This is a genomic window from Flavobacterium covae, from assembly GCF_001534645.1.
Classification (GTDB): Bacteria; Bacteroidota; Bacteroidia; order Flavobacteriales; family Flavobacteriaceae; genus Flavobacterium; species Flavobacterium covae.
Genome location: NZ_CP013992.1, coordinates 2,202,699 through 2,223,645, shown reverse-complemented (window position 1 = coordinate 2,223,645; position 20,947 = coordinate 2,202,699). Strand labels below are relative to the sequence as shown.

General features: G+C 30.2%; 18 protein-coding genes. 14 read left to right on the top strand and 4 right to left on the bottom strand.

Translation table 11 applies throughout. The annotated features are described in order from the left end of the window. Nucleotides 1–2 precede the first annotated feature (2 nt). From AWN65_RS09835 to AWN65_RS09815, 5 genes are all read left to right on the top strand, one after another. On the top strand, nt 3–944 hold the full coding sequence (locus AWN65_RS09835) for a M20/M25/M40 family metallo-hydrolase (RefSeq protein WP_060383008.1): 942 nt from the start codon (nt 3–5) through the stop codon (nt 942–944). Further along, nucleotides 934–1,617 carry an SDR family NAD(P)-dependent oxidoreductase gene (locus tag AWN65_RS09830; RefSeq protein WP_060383007.1) on the top strand — a complete coding sequence of 228 codons (684 nt, stop codon included), beginning with the start codon at nt 934–936 and terminating at the stop codon, nt 1,615–1,617. Before AWN65_RS09835 ends, AWN65_RS09830 begins: the two co-directional genes overlap by 11 nt. A 224-nt stretch (nt 1,618–1,841) precedes the next feature. Continuing rightward, entirely contained in the window at nt 1,842–2,441 is a 600-nt protein-coding gene (locus tag AWN65_RS09825; RefSeq protein WP_060383006.1) for a SprT-like domain-containing protein, read from the top strand. Between the two features lie 42 nt (nt 2,442–2,483). Next, nucleotides 2,484–3,542 carry a mannose-1-phosphate guanylyltransferase gene (locus AWN65_RS09820; RefSeq protein WP_060383005.1) on the top strand — a complete coding sequence of 353 codons (1,059 nt, stop codon included), beginning with the start codon at nt 2,484–2,486 and terminating at the stop codon, nt 3,540–3,542. Between the two features lie 272 nt (nt 3,543–3,814). Continuing rightward, nucleotides 3,815–4,819, top strand: a complete 1,005-nt coding sequence (locus AWN65_RS09815; protein ID WP_060383004.1) for a sphingomyelin phosphodiesterase — start codon at nt 3,815–3,817, stop codon at nt 4,817–4,819. Nucleotides 4,820–4,990: 171 nt separating this feature from the next. Here AWN65_RS09815 and AWN65_RS09810 read toward each other — a convergent pair whose 3' ends face one another. The 3 genes from AWN65_RS09810 to AWN65_RS09800 form a co-directional block, all read right to left on the bottom strand. After that, nucleotides 4,991–5,758, bottom strand: a complete 768-nt coding sequence (locus AWN65_RS09810) for an ABC transporter ATP-binding protein (RefSeq protein ID WP_060383003.1) — start codon at nt 5,756–5,758, stop codon at nt 4,991–4,993. 2 nt (nt 5,759–5,760) lie between these two features. Next, nucleotides 5,761–6,510 (bottom strand): MlaE family ABC transporter permease, encoded by a 750-nt coding sequence (locus AWN65_RS09805; protein ID WP_060383002.1) that lies wholly within the window; start codon nt 6,508–6,510, stop codon nt 5,761–5,763. A 104-nt stretch (nt 6,511–6,614) separates the two neighbouring features. Next, complete coding sequence (locus tag AWN65_RS09800; RefSeq protein WP_060383001.1) at nt 6,615–7,475, bottom strand: glycosyltransferase; 861 nt, start codon at nt 7,473–7,475, stop codon at nt 6,615–6,617. 132 nt (nt 7,476–7,607) lie between these two features. On the opposite strand from AWN65_RS09800, the gene AWN65_RS09795 reads away from it, so the two are divergent. Next, nucleotides 7,608–8,729, top strand: a complete 1,122-nt coding sequence (locus AWN65_RS09795) for a glycosyltransferase family protein (RefSeq protein ID WP_060383000.1) — start codon at nt 7,608–7,610, stop codon at nt 8,727–8,729. 9 nt (nt 8,730–8,738) lie between these two features. Further along, nucleotides 8,739–12,797, top strand: coding sequence for a LamG-like jellyroll fold domain-containing protein (locus AWN65_RS09790; RefSeq protein WP_060382999.1), 4,059 nt, complete (start codon nt 8,739–8,741; stop codon nt 12,795–12,797). Between the two features lie 95 nt (nt 12,798–12,892). Here AWN65_RS09790 and alaS read toward each other — a convergent pair whose 3' ends face one another. Then, nucleotides 12,893–15,532 carry an alanine--tRNA ligase gene (alaS, locus tag AWN65_RS09785; RefSeq protein ID WP_060382998.1) on the bottom strand — a complete coding sequence of 880 codons (2,640 nt, stop codon included), beginning with the start codon at nt 15,530–15,532 and terminating at the stop codon, nt 12,893–12,895. A 303-nt stretch (nt 15,533–15,835) separates the two neighbouring features. Here alaS and AWN65_RS09780 point away from each other — a divergent pair, with 303 nt between their 5' ends. From AWN65_RS09780 to AWN65_RS09750, 7 genes are all read left to right on the top strand, one after another. Continuing rightward, nucleotides 15,836–16,816, top strand: coding sequence for a M23 family metallopeptidase (locus tag AWN65_RS09780; protein WP_060382997.1), 981 nt, complete (start codon nt 15,836–15,838; stop codon nt 16,814–16,816). A gap of 34 nt (nt 16,817–16,850) precedes the next feature. Beyond that, nucleotides 16,851–17,183, top strand: coding sequence for a MerR family transcriptional regulator (locus AWN65_RS09775; RefSeq protein WP_060382996.1), 333 nt, complete (start codon nt 16,851–16,853; stop codon nt 17,181–17,183). A 66-nt stretch (nt 17,184–17,249) separates the two neighbouring features. Then, nucleotides 17,250–17,453, top strand: coding sequence for a hypothetical protein (locus AWN65_RS09770; protein ID WP_060382995.1), 204 nt, complete (start codon nt 17,250–17,252; stop codon nt 17,451–17,453). A 12-nt stretch (nt 17,454–17,465) separates the two neighbouring features. Beyond that, nucleotides 17,466–18,080, top strand: coding sequence for a LemA family protein (locus AWN65_RS09765; RefSeq protein WP_060382994.1), 615 nt, complete (start codon nt 17,466–17,468; stop codon nt 18,078–18,080). After that, a complete protein-coding gene (locus tag AWN65_RS09760; protein ID WP_060382993.1) occupies nt 18,080–18,517 on the top strand; it encodes a TPM domain-containing protein in 438 nt (145 codons plus the stop codon). The genes AWN65_RS09765 and AWN65_RS09760 overlap by 1 nt, the downstream gene beginning before the upstream one ends. A gap of 1 nt (nt 18,518) precedes the next feature. Continuing rightward, the gene (locus tag AWN65_RS09755) at nt 18,519–19,319 is read left to right on the top strand and encodes a TPM domain-containing protein (protein WP_060383877.1); all 801 of its coding nucleotides are present in this window, start codon (nt 18,519–18,521) and stop codon (nt 19,317–19,319) included. 698 nt (nt 19,320–20,017) lie between these two features. Further along, nucleotides 20,018–20,947 carry a branched-chain amino acid transaminase gene (locus AWN65_RS09750; protein WP_060382992.1) on the top strand — a complete coding sequence of 310 codons (930 nt, stop codon included), beginning with the start codon at nt 20,018–20,020 and terminating at the stop codon, nt 20,945–20,947.

Here is a 20,947-nt window from a genome sequence, read left to right as displayed (position 1 = left end):
GCATGAATATATATAAGCTAGTAGGTATATTGTTAGTTAGTTCTTTTATAAAACTAAATGCTCAAGAAACAGAATATCAGAAAGAGGAAAGAATTAAAAAAATAATACAATTTTTAGCCTCAGATGAAAATAAAGGACGCGAACCAGGAACACCTGAAATGGAAAACGTAATGGTGTTTTTGGAAAAAGAATTTAAAGAAAATAAAATAAAACCTTTTTATAAAACATATCGAGATAAACTGTCAGATTATCATAAACCTGCTTATAATATTGTTGGAGTTATAGAAGGAAACGACCCTGATCTGAAAAATGAATATGTAGTTATTGGTGCACATTACGATCATATAGGTAATGCTACAGAAGTAGAAGGGGATATTATAGCCAATGGAGCTAATGATAATGCTGTGGGAACTACAGCTGTATTAGAAGTAATGCGCTATTTTTCAGAGAAAAAAAATAATAAACGCTCCATTATTTTTGCTTTGTTTACAGCCGAAGAAAAAGGATTATTAGGCTCACGTCACCTAGCAAAAAAGATGAAAAATGCAAAAATAGATATTTATTTTATGTTCAATTTTGAAATGATAGGAATTCCAATGAATCACAAAAAAATGTTGGTTTACATGACTGGTATAACGAAATCAAATATGGCTAAAAAAATGAATGAATATGCTGGTGAAAAATGGGTAGGTTATCTTCCTGTTGAAAGTAGATATCAACTTTTTAAAGCATCAGATAATTATCCTTTTTACGAAGAGTATCATATTCCAGCACATACTATCTCTACTTTTGATTTTGAAAACTATAAATTTTACCATCATGTAAAAGATGAATTTGAAAAAATGGATATACCTCATATTCAAAAAGTAACCGAAAAGACTAAAATTATACTTGAAAAAATGATTAATGCAGCTACAAAAGAAATTAAGTTAGATGAAAAATAAAAATATTATAATAACAGGAACTTCTAGAGGAATAGGCTATGAGTTAGCATTGCAATTTGCTAATGCGGGACACCAAGTATTAGCTATTTCACGTAAAACACAGCAGACTTTAATAGATAATAAAAACATTACCTGTTTAGCCCTTGATTTAGCTGTTGAAGAAGAATTAATACAAGTTGAAAATTTTTTAGAAAAATCATGGAAACAAGTAGATATCATAATTCATAATGCAGGAAGTTTATTACATAAACCCTTTGAACAAATTACTTCAGCTCAATTTGAAAATGTTTACAAAGTAAACGTTTTTGGAGTTGCTGCATTAACTCGTATTTGTATTCCTTATCTTAAAAAAGGAAGCCATGTTATAACCATTAGTTCTATGGGAGGAATACAAGGAAGTCTGAAATTTCCAGGACTTTCAGCCTATAGTTCAAGTAAAGGAGCAGTTATCACTTTGTCTGAATTATTAGCAGAAGAATACAAAGAAAAAGGAATTGCTTTTAATGTTCTTGCTTTAGGAGCGGTACAAACTGAAATGTTACAAGAAGCTTTCCCAGGTTACCAAGCTCCTATTAATGCATCTGAAATGGCAAACTATATTTTTGATTTTTCTTTAAATGGAAATAAATATTATAATGGAAAAGTTTTACAAGTGTCATCTACTACACCTTAAAAAGAATATAAAAGAGGAGATGATCTTTATTGTGAACCTAATAAAGTTTAACGAAAACGAGTCTTTAACAAGATAGAACATAATTAAAAAGAGAAGTTAATAACAGAAAAAAATCAGTTGTTTGAAAGAATTTAATAACTGAAAGAGTAGAGTTCGGATTATAAAATTTATATGAAAGTTATAGTAAAATTAAATTTTAATCTAAAAAGCAAGAATGATAAGTAATGCAAGAAGTTCTCTATAAATACTTGCCTGAACATTCTGTTCCTTTATGTTTTGAATTAATCAAAACGAATCATGTACATTTAAAAATTGTAAATGAAAGGGTAACCCGTCATGGAGATTATAGACGAGAAAGTAATGGTAGACATATTATAACAGTTAATTATTCTCAAAATGAATATCGTTTTCTAATTACACTTATTCATGAGATAGCCCATTTAGTTGCATTTGAAAAATATGGGCGAAATATAAAACCTCATGGAGAAGAGTGGAAGCATACATTTCAAAAATTGATGGTTCCTTTTATTCGTCCAGAAATATTTCCTCCTTCATTATTATCATTGATAGCAAGGCATTTTCGTAATCCAAAAGCCAGTAGCGATACTGATGCTACCCTAGCTTTAGCGCTCAAACAATTTGATCCAGAAAATGATAAACATTATGTGTTTGAAATTCCTTTTGGAAGTCTGTTTAGAATTCATAATGGTAAAATTTTTAAAAAAATAGCCCTTCGTACAAAACGCTTTGAATGCTTAGAGTTAAGTACTGGAAAAACTTATTTGTTTAACCCCAATGCTGAAGTGGAGTTGTTGCCAAATTAATTTTAATCTTTGTAACTTCGCACTTTGTTACTTTTAAAACCTATGAACAAAAATTATTACGCAATTATAATGGCTGGTGGAGTTGGTTCTCGTTTTTGGCCTGTATCTACTGTAGAATTTCCTAAACAGTTTCATGATATGTTAGGAACAGGTGAAACTCTTATTCAAAAAACGTTTTCAAGGCTTTCACAAATTATACCTAAGGAAAATATTTTGATACTAACTAATGAAAGTTATAATGACATAGTTTTAGAACAATTACCTGGAGTTAAGCAGGAGCAAGTTGTTTTAGAGCCTGCCATGCGTAATACAGCACCTTGTATTTTATATGCGACTCTTAAAATAAAAAAAGAAAATCCTAATGCAGTAGTTGTTGTAGCACCATCTGATCATTGGATTGAAGATGAAGTTCAATTCTGTGCTAATTTACAACATGCCTTTGATTTTTGTGAACGTGATGAAAACTTAATGACTTTAGGTATTTTACCTACATTCCCTAATACAGGTTATGGGTATATTGAGTATGATAAATTAGATTCACGACCGATAAAAAAGGTTAAGCAATTTAGAGAAAAACCAGATTATGCAACAGCTCGTAAGTTTATACAAAGTAGAAATTTTTTATGGAATGCAGGTATTTTTGTATGGAGCGTAAAAAGTGTTTTAAAAGCATTTGAAGAATTTCAACCTACTATGTACACCCATTTTATGAATGGATATGAAATGTATAATACTGAAAAAGAAGCAGCTTTTATTTTGAATAATTATCCATTAGCTCAAAATATTTCTGTAGATTATGCTATTTTAGAAAAAGCACAAAATGTATTTGTTTTACCTGCCACTTTTGATTGGAATGATTTAGGAACTTGGGGATCATTATATGATAAACTTCCTAAAGATGAACAAGATAATGCAGTTGTAAATGCTACTGTATATCTAGAAAATGCAAATAATAATATTATTCGTACAGAAGGAAAAAAACTGGTAGTAATAGACGGATTAAAAGATTATATAGTAGTAGACAAAGATGATGTGTTATTAATATATCCTAAAAATAAAGAGCAGGATATAAAAACTGTAGTAGCAAATTTACCTTCTTAAAAAACATACTTATTTATAAAGAGGTTGTCTGAAAAATTAAAAGTTGGTCTTAATCTTTGATGGACTACACCGTATGGTTTTGTATTTTTAGACAGCCTTTTTTATTTCTTATATTTTATAAAATTCCTTTATAAAAAACACTTACCTTTTCTTAAAATGTTATTGTTTACTTAATATGTGAATAAATTATTTAAACATTTATATAATAATAGATAAATTTAAATTAAGAATTTCCTAATCTAAGTCATATAGTTTTGTTCAAAAATTAAAACATGAAAAAACTATTATTTTTATTAGGTCTTCTAGGCATCGTATCTTGCTCAGATGAAAATGTATTTTTACTTGAAAACTCTGAAATGCCAGCCCAAAGGCTTATTAGTTCTTCTGAAACATTTTCTGTTATGAGTTATAATGTGTATCAAATACCCAGTGTTTTAGCTCAATATAAGAGTAAAGAGAGAGCCATTGAATTACAAAAGTATATCTCAAATTTAGGAAATGAAACTCCTGATGTTTTAGTCATTCAAGAAGGTTTTAATGCTCGTTTTAGCGATGATTTTTTAGCTAAAATAAAAACGGTTTATCCCTATATGACTTCTTTATTAGGTCTTTATTGTTCAAGTGGAAAAGGAACAGTCTTGTATCCTAATGATTGGGATGGTTATTATGGGGATTGTGGTAATACGCTTTTTCATATTAATGGAGGAGTTATTATCCTAAGTAAATATCCTATTCTAAAAAAATATCAATTAGTATTTAAAAATAGAATTAATTCACCAGAAGGATTAACCAATAGAGGGGTAGTATATGCTATAGTTCAAAAAAATGGAAAAAAATATCATATAATGGGAACTCATACTGCTTCTGAACAACCTGGTTTTCCTGGTAGACTAACACGTGAAAAGCAATTTGAAGAAATGAAAGATTTTAAAGAATCTTTTAAAATTCCTAATTCAGAACCTGTTATTTATGCAGGAGATATGAATGTAGAATATACCTTGACTGATGAGTATCAAAAGATGAAGGCAATCTTAAATGGTATAAATAATTATTCTTTTAATCCACTAACAGATAGAGGTACCTATTCTAACCAAAATACAGTAGTAAGATACCAAGGATTTAAAGATTATAACAATACATTAGATTACATACTATTAGACAAAAACCATAAACAACCTGATTATATAACACCAACCAGTCGTTTTAATGCTCAATATTTTGGAGGAGATATTTCAGATCATGATCCCGTATATACAAGATTTATATTTACCTATTAATTTCTTATCGTTGTGTGTTTAGAGAAAGAGGCTGTCCGAAAAGTTTATAACCATCTTTTAAATTTTAAGTGGTTTTAATAATAACTATTATTTTGAGCTAAATTATTTAATTTTCCTTTATCGATTAAACTCAAAAATAAAATTATACTTTTCGGCCCCCTTTTTCCTATTTTAAAGCTCTTCTTTTAATACAGCTTCTCTAACTTTTTTAAATAATTCAGAAGAATAAACAAAATCAGTAACGGCTTCATTATCTGTTTTAAAAATTTGAGTTTTATCTCCTTCCCATGCTTTTAGACCATTTTTAAGGAATACAATTTTATCTCCTATTTCCATTACAGAGTTCATATCATGGGTGTTAATAACAGTTGTAATATTATATTCTTTTGTGATTTCTTGAATAAGATTATCGATTACAATAGCTGTTTTAGGATCAAGTCCAGAATTAGGCTCATCACAAAATAAATATTTAGGGTTGTTAACGATAGCACGAGCAATAGCAACACGTTTTTGCATACCTCCTGATATTTCACTTGGTTTTTTATGGTGAGCATTCACAAGTTTTACACGCTCTATTACAAAATCTACCCGTTCTTTAATTTCTTTTTTTGATTTATTTGAAAACATTTTAAGTGGGAACCCTATGTTTTCTTCGACAGTCATGGAGTCAAACAAAGCACTTCCTTGAAAAACCATCCCAATCTCGGTACGTAAATCCCGACGATCATTATCACTCATTTCCTCATAAATACGACCATCAAAAGAAATTGTTCCACTGTCTACTTTATGGATTCCTAAAAGCGATTTAAGAAATACTGTTTTTCCTGATCCAGACTGACCAATAATTAAATTTGTCTTCCCTGCTTCTAGTGTTGTACTGATTCCTTTTAAGACCATTTGATCACCAAATGATTTCTTAACATTATTGACTTCTATCATGATTAGTTCGTTAAAAGAAGTTGAGTTAAAATATAATTACATAAAATAATGACTACAGAAGTCCATACAAAAGATACAGTACTTGCTTTACCTACTTCTAGAGCACCTCCTTTCATATAGTAACCATGAAATGAAGGTATGGTAGCTAATAAAAAAGCAAAAACAAAGGTTTTAATGAAAGCATATACTACATGAAAAGATATAAATTCAGCCTGTAAACCAGACATGAATTCATCTGCTGTCGCAAATCCTCCGTACACAGCAGCAAGCCATCCTCCAAATATTCCTAAAAACATACTTAAGCCAATAACAAAAGGGTATAACAATAAAGCTATTAGCTTTGGGAAAACTAAGTAGTTTAAAGAATTAACGCCCATTACTTCTAACGCATCAATTTGTTCTGTAACACGCATCGTACCAATACTAGAGGTAATAAAAGATCCCATTTTACCAGCCATAATGATAGAGATAAAAGTAGGTGCAAATTCAAGAATAACGGATTGTCTTGTAGCAAAACCAATTAAATATTTAGGAATTAATGGGTTTGTAAGATTTAAAGCAGTCTGGATAGAAACCACTCCTCCTACGAAAAATGAGATGAAAGATACGATTCCCAAAGAATCAAATATTAAATCATCTATTTCTTTAAAAATTAAATTTTCCATAACCGACCATTTGGTAGGTTTTTTGAAGATCTCTCGTAGCATTAAGAAGTATCTTCCTATTTGAGATAAGTATCTTACTAACATCATAAAGTAGTGCTCAGTTTACAGTTTTAGCATTTGGTTAAGTAAACGAAGGGGTAAAAATAATATTTTTTAATCATTCTTTTTTAAGAACAATCGTTAATTACTGTTTACTTAAACTGTTTAAAAAGTTTTTCTTTCATTTTTTTCCAACGATAAGCCCTTACAAATTGGGCTTGTTCAGAAGTTACCAGCATAGGTTTCTTTTCTATTTTAGCTTTCCAAAAACCTTTAATATAATCTAAAAACAAATGAGCTTTACCTTTGCGCGTGGCTAACTTTAAAGAGGCAATTGCCGTGATTAAAAAACCATAGCCTAAACTGTAAAAAGCCTCCCCTTGTTTATAGCGTGATGCCTTATTATAATTAGCCCCCGTGGGCTTTAAATGTTTGACATGTAGTGATTCATCAGTTACTACTTTCCAATTATAGAACTTACAAAGTAATTCATCTACAGTATCCCAACCCATAGCCGGTTTTAATCCGCCTATTTGTTTAAAAGTTTCTTTTCTATAAGCTTTAAAAGCACCACGTATATGATCTTTATCTGTTAAATTTTCTAAAATCCAATCACCATTTTTCTCTATGTAGGCAAATCCTCCAGCCATACCTATCTCAGGATCACTTTTAAAATGATTGAGTATAGTTTCGAAATAATTAGTAGGAAAAATTAAATCTGAATCACCTTTTACCATAATATCGTATTCCTCATCTAACGTATTCAATCCTGTTTGAAACGCTTGAATTACTTTGCTTCCAGGTAAATGAATAGCGTCTGATTTTTTTTCAACTAAGGAGATCCAAGGGTGTTTTTGAATATAAGAAAGAACAATTTCTCCCGTTTTGTCAGTAGAGTTATCATTAACTATTACTACTTTTTTAGGCAATATTGTTTGATTAACGAGTGATTCTAAAGTTAAACTAATGAACTTTTCTTCGTTATGGGCAGGTATGACAATGTAATATTTCATTTTTTATAAATAGTATGCAAATATCTTTATTTTTGTGATAAATATGAACAACTTTATCCGACTTTTAAGTGGCTCTATACACTCTTTAAATCGAAAGAACCTTAAAACTTTGTTTAACCCTACAGAATAGATTTGAAAAAGAAAATTGCTTTTATAGAAATGGAAACCCATTCAGCTTTGCTTGAACAATGGTACTTTTTAGTTACAGAAATGAAACATATAGATTTTCATTTTTTTGTTAGTAAAAAAGTATATGATAAATTAACAGCTATTCCAGAACAATATTTGACAATCATTAATTCTGTTGCTCAAACAAATTTTTATTCTTATGACGGGGTAGTGGTTAATACTATGCATCGAAATTATGATGATTATAAAAAACTTTTTGAAGAAAAAACAGTTTTATGTTTAGTTCATAATATCAATTTTAGTCTTTTTTTTAGAAACATCTCTTGGAAAAATATTTATAAAGACAAAGAAAAACTAACCTACTTTTTAAAACTATATTGGAAAGAAAAGATAGCTACTAAGCGAAAAATCATTACTAAAGCTAAAAAGTTAGGTGTAATTTCTAGTTCTGCTTTAAAAACTATAAAAGAACAAGGATTATTTTTAGATAAAGCAGAGTTAATTCAATTAAATTATTGTAAAGAATTTATACTTCCAAAAGAAGAAGTTATTCAAATTGTAATGCCAGGAAATGTATCTAATAAACGTAAAGATGTAGATATGATTTTTAGGATACTTAGAAAATTACAACCTAAATCAAAACTTCATTTTACCTTTTTAGGTAAACCAGAAAATAATATAGTTTTAAAAGAATTACAAACTTTAAAAAAAGATTCACATTCTAATATATCAATTACACATTATCATCAGTTTATTCCTTGGGAAGAATATAGCCGAGTTATTTCAAAGGCACATATATTACTTTGTCCCATAAAACAAGCTACCTCTTTTTATTGGGTTGATGAGGTATATGGTCAAACAAAAGTAAGTGGTGCTGAAGCAGATTGTATTTATAATGGAAAAATAGGACTATTTCCCAAAAGTTATCCCAAAATGGATTGGCATAACTTATTTTATAATGATGAAAATGAACTTTTAGAAATTTTACAGGAAATATCTGTAAAAAGATTAAAAAAAGAATATTTAGAGCTTGAAAAACTATATTTTAAGTATGATAAAGAGTTAGTTGTCAGAAATCTAGAGGATTTTTTTATACATTTGGTAGCAACTACAAATGATGAATAATCTATATTTATGAACAAAAAGTACTTATTGCTAAGTGTATTACTTAGTTGTTATGTTGTTTTTGCCCAGCAAACTCAAAAATTAAACCAAAAGAATGAAGAAAATGAAGATTTTGAATATGAAGTAAAGCATAAGAAACAGTTTTGGTTTTCTCAGTTAAAAGAAGGAAGTAACTATTTTGATGTGAAACAAAATTATGATAAATATTTTGGTAAACATAAATGGGAAGAAAGTAAAACACGAAATATTGGTGAAGATTGGTTAAAATCAAAATTGTATTACCTTGATAATAATGGAATAGTTCAGCCAGAGCCTATTTTAAATAAATTACCTATTATTAGTACTAATTTTGCAATTTCATCAACTAATCAAGTAGGAACTTGGAAATTAATAGGCCCTGTCAATAGTGCAACTACGGGATATTCAGGAAGAGGAAATCACGGGGGATATGTTTACTTAAATAGAATAGATCCTACAAATTCTCAAAAAATGTTTGTTTCCTTTGTTACAGGGGGTCTATGGGTAACCAATGATGGAGGTATTAATTGGACATTAACAGATAGTAGTTTTGAAGATGTTGCTTATAACGATATTGATGTCTGTAATGCTTCTTCACAACGTGTTTATGCCTTAAATTCAAAACGATTACTAAAATCAGTTGACGGTGGATTAAATTGGACTTCCACTACTATGACTTCTGCTAATTATTCAGGGACATCTTATGATATTGCAGCTTCTACAACAAATCCAGATATCGTAATAACAAGATGGGGGACCTCTCTTTATAGGACTATAGATGGAGGTACTACATGGAATTCTGTACAAACAGGTCTCTCTAATTATTCTATTTGGGATTGTTCAATTCATGGTGAAATGTTAGAATGGGATTCAAATGATCCTAATAATGTATATTTTGTAAATCTTTCAAACGGAAATAATTTTTCTCTTTATCGTTCTACTAATCAAGGAGCAAATTTTTCTGTTTTACAAAATATTACTTTAGATTCATCAGCTAATGGACAAGTTATTGGTTGGTGTAAGATTTTTACACCTAAAAACAATTTAAATTCAATTTATGTTGCTGTAGGAACAGGTAATTCTGCTTATGCTCATAATGCTGTTCATTTATATAAAATTAATAAAACTACAGGAGTTATTGAATTATCACGTATTAATATTGCTACAGGTGTAGGAGATCCTTATGCCCATGCTCCCGTTTTACATCATGGAGATATTCAAATGGATAGAACGGATGAGAATAAAATTATTTATGGCAGTTATGGAAATAATAAAATTCATTATTCTAATGATAATGGAGTAAGTTTTACCGTACAAAATGGAGCTACACACACTGATTTAAGGGCTACGGATTTTGTGAATGGAATCATATTACTTGGTAGCGATGGTGAAGCTGTAACATCAACTGATTTTGGAACTACATTAAGAACTGTTACTAATAGTATCAGTAATCATGAATTATGGGGATTTGGCAGTGCTTTTAAGAGTAATTTAGTAGCATCAGGTAATAATCATGGTCCTGTAATGATTAAAGAAACGTACAATGGATTTGATTGGTACAATGGTTCAGGAGCAGACCAAGGAAATACAGATGTAAATCCATTAGATGATAGGTATATTTATAGTAATGGATATAGTAATTATAGATATTTTAGAACAGGACCTCATACTTTAATTAATGAATCTAATTACCTAGATAACGGTGGAATCTATAGTTATTTTAATCAAATGGAATTTCATCCTAATAAGTATTATACACTTATAACCCATCATGCAGGACAGTATCCTAATGGAAACCCTAATTTAGCAACATGGAAAAATTCTTTAATAAAAACAGAAGATAATGGAGCAAGTGTAAGGATAATTAAGACTTTTACTAATCAGGTTTTTAGAGGAAAAATATCAGTTAAAAACTCTAATACAATGATTGTAGTAGAAGGATTGTCTAATAATAAATTATGGAAAACAACGGATGATAGTTTAACATGGACTAATATTACACCTAGCTTAACTGCTACTATAAATCAAACCAATATTTCAGATATTGCTATAGGTGACGAAAATCCAAATGAAATTTGGGTTACGTACAGTGGAGTACAAACTGCTTGCAAAATTGTAAAATCAATAGATGGAGGTGTTACTTGGATGAATTTAACAAACTCTATTTTAACAAGTTCGCCAATTACTAAGATCATTTATCAAAGAGGTTCAAATGGAGGAGTATATGTGGCTAATAAAGCAGGTGTTTTTTATCGCAATAATACAATGTCTAATTGGGCCATCTTAGGAAACGGATTGCCAACGTGTGAAATTCGTTTTATGCACATTAACTATAATGAAAATAAACTGAAAATAGGTACATCACGCGGTGCTTTTGAACATGATTTATATGAAATAAGTCCTCCAAACGCCTTAATTTCAGTTAATACAAATAAAATAAGTTGTGGAGCAGTAGAAACTCTCAAATTCAAAGACTATTCCGTTATAAGAAATGCTTCTGCAACTTGGCAATGGAACTTTCCTGGAGGTACACCGTCAACGTCTAATGAAGAAAACCCAGTTGTTTCTTATGCAGGAGCACCTAACGGGTTTTATAATGTTACATTAACTATCACAGATGCTTACGGAACCAGTACACAAACTTTGCCTAACTTTATTGAAGTTAATAATGTTTGTGGGACATCAAATCCTGATAAAATTCCAGGAAATTCAGTTAATCTAACTGGAAATACAAATGCTGATTACGTTTTAGTTGATAATTTAAATCTTAATAAAAACGCTTTTACTTTTTCTTGTTGGATAAAACCTAATGGTATTCAACCTGATTATAGCGCTATTTTTATGTCACAAAATGATCCAAATGCCTTTGGATTAAACTTTTTAGGAGGAAATAACTCAATAGGATTTCATCCTACCTGGAGTTGGAACTCAGGTTTACAAGCTCCTGCCGGACAATGGTCTTATGTAGCATTAGTTAGTAATGGTACCAATGTAAAGATTTATGTTAATGGAAAAGAAAGTGTGGTAAATACAGCTATGTCTTTAGAAAACTTTACTCAATTATTTTTAGGAACGTACGGAAGAGGAAGATCTGATCGTTATACAAATATGGAAATGGATGAAGTTTGTATTTGGAATAGGGCTTTAACTATAGATGAAATTCGTAAATGGAGGCATTTAACTAAAAGTATTTCGGGAGATCCAATTCTTACAGGATTAGTAGCTTATTATCAGTTTAATGAATCTGTAGGAAATATTACACTTAATAAAAATAATTCAAATAAATATGCTACTTATAAAGGGAGTGGTTATTCACGATCTATCTCTAAAGCTTCAATATTTGAGGGAGTTAGTGAAAAAATAAATGTAAATTCAGCAGGAATTAAAGATTTTACCTCTACAGGATTAACACTTGAATTTGCTTCAGGAACTTATCCTAATGGAGATGTTTGGGTTTCAAAAGGAAATATTAATCCAGATGAATTACCTTCTATTGGTACAAATTATAACTTTTATACAATTGTAAATAATTATGGGATAAATACCGTGTTTACTCCTCTTAAATCAATATCATTTTACGGAATAAATAGTTTTACTCAGGATATGAATCCAATGAATTATAAACTTTTTAAACGAGGAAGTAATGATTTTGGAAATACATGGGGAAGTCATATAGATATTGCAGACAGTATTTCAGGTTCAGGATTAGATACAAAATTAAAATTTGATTCAGGATTAAATATAACTAGTTTTAGTCAATTTGTAATAGGTAGTGATACCGCTTTAAAAGCGGATGAAGTATCCTTAATTAAAAATATAAGTATTTACCCCAATCCAATCAAGATAGGTCAAATATTAAATCTAGTGTTGCCAACTGATTTAAAAGAAAAAGTTTCTTTTAGTATATATGAAATGAATGGTGCTAAAATTATTGATTCAGAGTTGAATTTAAATGAAAATAAAATTTTACTAAATATTCCTCAAGGACTCTATTTAGGAATTATACACAGTCAAAAATATCAACAGACCTTTAAATTAATTGTGAAATAAATTCATATATAGTACTGGTGTATTATTAATAAATAGAGGGGCTTTAAAAGCCCCTCTATTTATTAATAATTATATAATCGTACAGATTTTATACCTTATTTATCTATAAACTCTACTGCCTTTTCTAAGGCCTCTTTAATTCCAGCTACATATTTTCCTCCAGCAGTAGCAAAGAAAGGCTGTCCGCCGCCGCCGCCTTGAATATGTTTTCCTAATTCGCGAACGACCTGGCTGGCATTTAAATTTTTAGTTTCTACTAATTCTTTAGAAATGTAGCAAGTTAGCATAGGTTTGTCTTCGTTAACAGTAGCTAATACAACGAATAAATTATTTTTATTTTGTCCTAATTCGTAAGCTAAATCTTTCGCTCCATTTGCATCTAAATCAACTTGAGAAGCTAAGAAATCAATTTCATTGATCGTTTGTATTTGAGAAGCTAATTCTGCTTTTAGATTTTTGGTTTTTTCTTTTAATAATTGTTCTATTTGTTTTTTTAATTTAGTGTTTTCATCTTGTAATGAAACTACTGATTTAATTATATCTTGTGGGTTTTTTAATAACTCTTTTACCTCTGTCATTACATTTTCTTGTTTAGCAAAAAAAGCTTTCACTGCATTATTTGTAATCGCCTCCACACGACGAATACCTGCTGCTACAGCACTTTCAGAAACAATTTTAAAATACCAAATATCTGCTGTGTTTTTTACGTGAATTCCTCCGCATAATTCCATGCTTTGACCAAATTTGATAGCGCGAACGTTATCTCCATACTTTTCGCCAAATAATGCCATAGCACCTTCTTCAATTGCTTGTGTAAAAGGAATATTTCTTCTTTCAATTAAAGGTAATTGTTCTTGAATACGCGCATTTACAAAGTCTTCTACTTGTTTTAACTCTTCATCTGTTACTTTAGAGAAATGTGAAAAGTCAAAACGTAAATAATTAGGTGATACTAATGACCCTTTTTGCTCTACATGTGTTCCTAAAACACTGCGTAACGCCTGATGTAGCAAGTGTGTAGCTGAGTGGTTGCTTGCGCACAAATCACGTAAATCTGTATTTACTTTTGCTTGGAAAGTAGCATTTATATTTTCGGGTAAACGTTTTGCAAAATGTAAAATTAAGTTATTTTCTTTTTTAGTATCAATGATTTCAATAGACTCGTTAGCTGAAATTAAAGTTCCTTTATCACCTACTTGTCCACCTCCTTCAGGGTAAAAAGGGGTATTGTCTAAAACAATTTGGTATAAAATACCATCTTTCTTAGAATCTACTTTGCGGATACGGGTAATTTTTACTTCGTTTTCCGTTTGATCATAACCAACAAATGTTTCCATATTTCCATCAACTAAAACATTCCAGTCCTCTGTTGAAATTTCAGAAGCAGCACGTGAACGTGCTTTTTGTTTTTCTAATTCTGCTTCAAATTCCTCTTCATTGTATGAATATCCTTTTTCTTTTAAAATTAAAGCGGTTAAATCTTTAGGGAATCCAAAAGTATCATATAATTCAAATACTTTTTCGCCTTTTACTTCATTTCCAGCTGTTTCAGTAACCACCTTTTCTAATAATTGTAATCCTTGTTCTAATGTGCGTAAGAAAGAAGCTTCTTCTTCACGGATTACTTGTGTTACTAAATTTTGTTGCGCTTTTATTTCTGGGAAAAATTCCCCCATCTGATTAGCTAAAACCCCTACTAATTCATTAATAAATGGTTCTTTTTTGTTTAAGAAAGTAAAACCGTAACGAATAGCACGACGTAAAATACGACGGATTACATAACCAGCTCCCGTATTAGATGGTAACTGACCATCTGCAATAGCAAATGCTACTGCACGAACGTGGTCTACAATTACACGAATAGCAATATTAATTTTGTTTTGCTCCTCTGTAATATCTTTAATTTCGTTATTAGTATATTTTAAACCCGTAATTAGACTTACTTTTTCAATTAATGGAGTAAAAACATCTGTGTCATAATTAGATGTTACGCCTTGCATAGCCATACATAAACGTTCAAATCCCATTCCCGTATCTACGTGTTGTGCAGGTAATTTTTCCAAGCTTTTATCCGCTTTACGGTTGAATTCCATGAATACATTATTCCAAATTTCTACTACTTGTGGATCATCTTGATTTACTAGATCTCTACCAGAAACTTTAGATCGTTCTTCATCACTACGTAAATCTATATGAATTTCAGAGCAAGGACCGCAAGGACCTTGATCCCCCATTTCCCAAAAATTATCTTTCTTGTTTCCTAAAATAATTCGGTCTTCGGCTACATATTGTTTCCAAATATCAAATGCTTCTTGATCAAAAGGTACATTTTCTTCAGGATTACCTTCAAAAACAGAAACATATAAGCGGTCTTTGTCTAATTTTAAAACTTCAGTTAAGAATTCCCAAGCCCAAGCTAGTGCTTCTTTCTTAAAATAATCACCAAATGACCAGTTCCCTAACATTTCAAACATTGTATGGTGGTAAGTGTCAAAACCAACATCTTCTAAATCATTGTGTTTTCCAGAAACACGAAGACATTTTTGTGTATCGGCTATACGAGGACTTTTAGGCGTTCCATTACCTAAGAAAAATTCTTTAAACTGTGCCATTCCTGAATTATTAAACATCAAGGTAGGGTCATCTTTTAACACGATTGGTGCAGAAGGCACAATTAAATGATCTTTGCTTTTAAAAAAATCTAAATACGCTTTGCGAATGTCTTGTGATTTCATTAATCTTTTGTTTAAAAGTTTAAAGTTTAAAAGTTTAAAGTGTTTACTCTAAATCCTGTTTAAACTAAAAAAATATCTTTAAAAATTTCTATTTTTCTTTTTAGTCCTGATGACGTTCTTCTTATAACTTCCTTCAAGAAGTAGCTAACGACAGCGGAATAAATGATACGAAAGACTGAAATAATAATACTTCAAAAAAAGGATCTGTTTATATTAATTTTTGAAACATTTTTTCTAGATTATTCGTATAATAATTGTTACTTTGTCATAACGAGTGCAAAAATAGGATTTTTAATTAAAATTATGTCGAAAAAAGTTAAGTATTACTACGACACAGAGAGTCTAGCTTACAGAAAAATAAAACCAAAAAAAGGAAGAAAAGTAGGAGTTGGAATATTATTTTTATTTGCTTCTATGCTTTTTGGATTTTTGTTTTTCTTTTTAATATCAGATTTAGGATATTTTAGTACACCTAAAGACAAAATGCAGGCTAGAGAGTTAGAAAATTTAAAGTTAAACTATGTTATCCTTAATAAAAAAATTGATCAGCTAAATGAAGTACTAGCTAGTATAGAAGAACGGGATAATAATATATATAAGGTTTATTTTAATATGGCAAGTCCTGGTGAAACAAATGAGGATAAGAAAATTATCTCCAAAGTGCGTTTCAAGAATTTACTTGCTATGAACAATGAACAATTAATAGTAAGTACAGAAACAAGGCTTTCCGGTCTTTCAAAAAGTTTAGTTGATCAATCAAAATCGTTAGATAAAATTTTGTCTTTAGCTAAATCTAAAGATCGTTTTCTAGGATCAATTCCTGCTATACAACCTGTTAAAAATGAGCAGTTAAAACGTATGGCTTCTGGTTTTGGTTACCGAAGTGACCCCTTTACAAAAGCAAGAAAAATGCACAAAGGAATGGACTTTACGGCTCCAACAGGGACCCCTGTATTTGCTACTGGAGACGGAGTAGTACGTAGAGCTGATGCGGGAGCTTCTGGTTTTGGAAATCATATTGTTATTAATCATGGATTTGGATATGAAACCTTATATGCACACTTGAGTCGCTATAATTGTAGACCAGGTAGAAGAGTAAAAAGAGGCGATATAATTGGTTTTGTAGGAAGTACAGGACGTAGTCAAGCGCCTCATTTACATTATGAAGTCCATAAAAACGGAAGTGTAGTAAATCCTATTAACTTTTATTACGGAAATATTTCGGCTGTTGAGTATACCGCTATTGCTAAAATGGCAACACAAGAGAATCAGTCATTTGACTAATTTTTTACCGTTTAGTTAACAGAATATTAAAAAAATGAATATAAACCTTCCTGAAAATAAACGTTACTATACTATGGGTGAAGTAGCTACAGCTTTTGGCGTAAATCAATCCCTTATTCGTTTTTGGGATAAAGAATTTGATGTCTTAAGGCCTAAGAAAAATGCTAAAGGGAACAGGTTGTTTACTCCTGAAGATATAAAAAACCTAGAGTTAATTTATCATTTAGTAAAAGAAAGAGGTTTTACCTTAGAAGGAGCAAAAATTCATCTGAAAGAAGGACAAAAAACAGCTTTAGATAAATTAGCCATCATTCATAAATTAGAATCTATAAAACAACAATTATTAAGTATAAAAAATGCTTTGTAATTGAAACTAGATAAAAGATGTAACAACGAATGCTTTGTTTCGACTAACTGTTTAAAATAGTTACGTATGAAAAAACTATATTATATTTATCTAGTGTTAGCAGTCCTTGTGTTGTTTAGTTTAATTAATAAAATAGCACAAGGTTCGTCAGAATATATGATTTTCAATTTTAAAACAAACGAATATGTTTATTTAGTATGGAAATTATTTCTAGTAGGAGGTTTATTTTTCCTTTTTTATACAAAACGAAAACCAGATTCTAAAAATTAAATTTTAACAACTATGAGAAGATTTTTGCCTTGGATTATTATTGGAGTATTAATTTTAATTGGATACTCATATTTTAAAGGAATTAACAACACAGCAGTAGCGTTAGATCAAAATGTAAAAGAGGCTTGGGGTAATGTACAAACTTCTTATCAACGTCGTAATGATTTGATTGGTAATTTAGTTAATACCGTAAAAGGAGCTGCTGATTTTGAAAAAGGAACTTTAACGGCAGTTATGGAGGCTCGTTCGAAAGCCACACAAATAACGGTTGATCCCACAAATATTACCCCTGAACAGTTAACACAGTTTAATCAAGCGCAAAGTGGTGTTTCTTCTGCATTATCTCGTTTATTAGTTACAGTAGAACAGTACCCACAATTAAAAGCAAATGAAAACTTCCTAAAATTACAAGATGAGCTTACCAGTACTGAAAATACAATTCAAACGGCAAGAACTCGTTTTAATGAAGCTATAAAACCTTATAATAATCACGTAAGTATATTTCCTAATAGTATTTTTACTGGTTGGTTTGGCTTTAAAGAAAAACCGTATTTTGATGCAGAACCACAAGCACAAAATGCTCCAAAAGTAGATTTTAATTTTGATGATAAAGCGGAAAAAAAATAATGTCAACCGTAGAAGATTTCTTGTCAAAAACAGATGAAGAAGCTATCGTAGAAGCTATCCGATCAGCTGAATCATTAACCTCTGGTGAGATCCGGGTACATATAGAAAAAAACACTTCTTTAGTAGCCTTAGAACGCGCTAAAGAGGTGTTTTATTTTTTAAAAATGGATCAGACCCAATTACGTAACGGAGTACTACTATACATAGCAGTAGAATCTAAAACATTTGCTATTTATGGAGATCAAGGTATAAATAATGCAGTGTCAGCAGACTTTTGGGAAAGTACCCGTGATACAATCCTGCAAGAATTTAAACAAGGAAATTTTAAGCAAGGATTGATTCAAGGTATTTTGAAAGCAGGAATACAGTTACAAAAACATTTTCCGTGGATTGAAACAGATAAAAATGAATTACCTGATACTATATCTAAAGGTTAAAATGAAAAATATCAAACCTCAAATAAAAAAATATACACTAGGATTATTCCTATTTGTCCTACTACATTTTGTTAGCTTTTCTTGGGCACAATTTGATATTCCTCCCAAACCAAAAAATCAAACCAGTGTTTACGATTATGCTAAAATATTATCAAATAGCGAAAGTAAAAAGGTGGAAGAAAAATTAATTAAGTATTCAGATTCTACGAGTACTCAAATAATATTTATTTCTATTGAAACACTTAAAGGAGAAAATATAGGTTTATTAGCACCTCGATGGGCACATACTTGGGGAATTGGAGATGCGAAGAAAGATAATGGAGTTATTTTGCTACTCGCTAAAAAAGAACGAAAAATTTGGATTTCGCCAGGTTATGGGGTTGAAGATCGTTTAACAGCAGGTGTGACAGGTGAAATTGTTCGTAATTACATAATACCTCAATTTAAAAAAGGTAATTATTATGCAGGAGTTGATGAAGGGACAGATGCTATTATTCAAGCTTTAAAAGGTAAATTCAAAGCAGAACAAAAGAAAGAAGAAGGAATTGATATAGAAGGTGTCCTCTTATTCTTATTTATTGTAATCGTACTTCTTATTATCATTTCTAAAAGTAAAGGAAATGGGAATAATCACGGGGGAGGTGGAGGATTAGATTTAGGAGATATCATTATTTTGAGCCGTATGGGACGCGGTGGGAGTAGTTGGTCTTCAGGAGAAACTAGTTGGGGAGATAGCGGTGGCTTTGGAGGCGGCTTTGGAGGCGGCGGTTTTTCAGGAGGCGGAGCAGGAGGCGATTGGTAAATAACCTTCTTGATTTTCAGTAGTTTTCTGAATGTTTTTTAGATAACATATTGTATTGTATTTATTTTTTTATAAATTTGTGCGCAACAAAGAAAAGAATGAAAAATTTTAATAACATTATTACTGTCATTATTATCACTATTATCACTATTATTTATACAATAGGGACAGGGGGTGTTATGTATCTATAATAAAATTTAAATATAAAAATATAACAAAAAGCCTCCTTGTAAAAGGAGGCTTTTTTTATTTATAAATTACAAAAATTACAAAAATGAAAACAGGTTTTAATAAGCAGAAAATGCGACAATGGGATTTATCTTTAAATCATATAATACATTACACTTCTTCTACTTCTTCTATTATTTTCTCAATAGTCTACATCTATATTATTAGCTAGTCTTTTTTAGTTAAATATTTTTAATAAAATCTCTTTTACCTGATAGATAAATCTATTGGGGCGGTATTTTATTTGTTAAAAAAATAGTAAAAATGTTTTTTGTTTTAAAAAAACAAAAAGTTTAACATCATAAAAATAATTAGTGAAAAGCCTTTATTTACAATAGATTACCCCGTGTAATACCTTTTTAAAGCATTGTAAATAATATTTTTTCATCATTTATAAAAAAACATCGAACCATACATTCGTGATTGAAATAAAATATTACAAAACAATTTAAAAAATAATTCTATATATTATGACAACAGCATCAGAAACCTTTGCTCCAACTAATAACTTATACTACAATGAAAACCATATTTTATATTTAAATGGTGAATTCTTAAAGTCAGAAAAAACGTTTTCAGATCTATATGGTCAAACTCTACACTATGGCTATGGTGTATTTGAAGGAATAAGAGCTTACAACACTCCTAATGGTACAAAAATTTTTAAATCAGATGAACACTATGAACGCCTTAAGAAATCTAGTGAATTAATTAATATACCTTTTGAATTTGATAGTAAAGAATTAACCCAAAAGACTTATGAGTTATTAGAACGTAACAATTTTACAGATGCTTATATACGACCTCTAGTTTTTTGTAGTCCTAATATGGGATTAAGTACCCCTAATCAAGTTTCATTAATGATATGTGCTTGGGAGTGGGGAGCTTATTTAGGTGAAAAAAGATTAAATCTAGGAGTTTCATCATTTTGTAGACCTCATCCACGATCAACAAAAATAGAAGCAAAAGTTTGTGGGCATTATGTAAATTCAATATTAGCATCTTCAGAAGCTAAAGCTAAAGGATTTGATGAAGCTTTATTATTAGATAGTGATGGTTTTTTAGCTGAAGGACCAGGAGCAAATTTATTTTTTGAAAAAGATAGAAAGTTATTCACACCTCAATTAGGAAACATTTTACCAGGTATTACAAGAGCTACCGTAATGCAGTTGTGTAAAGAATTAAAAATAGAAGTGATAGAAGGGCTTTATTTACCAGAAGAATTAGAAAAAGCAGATAGCGCTTTCCTTTGCGGAACAGCAGCTGAAATTATTGGAGTTGACTCATTAAATCATCAAAAATTTCCTCTTCAATGGGAAAATTCACTAGGAAGAAAACTTCAACAAGCTTATAAAAATTTAGTTACCGAAAAAGGAGACTCACTAGAAGCAAAATTTTAA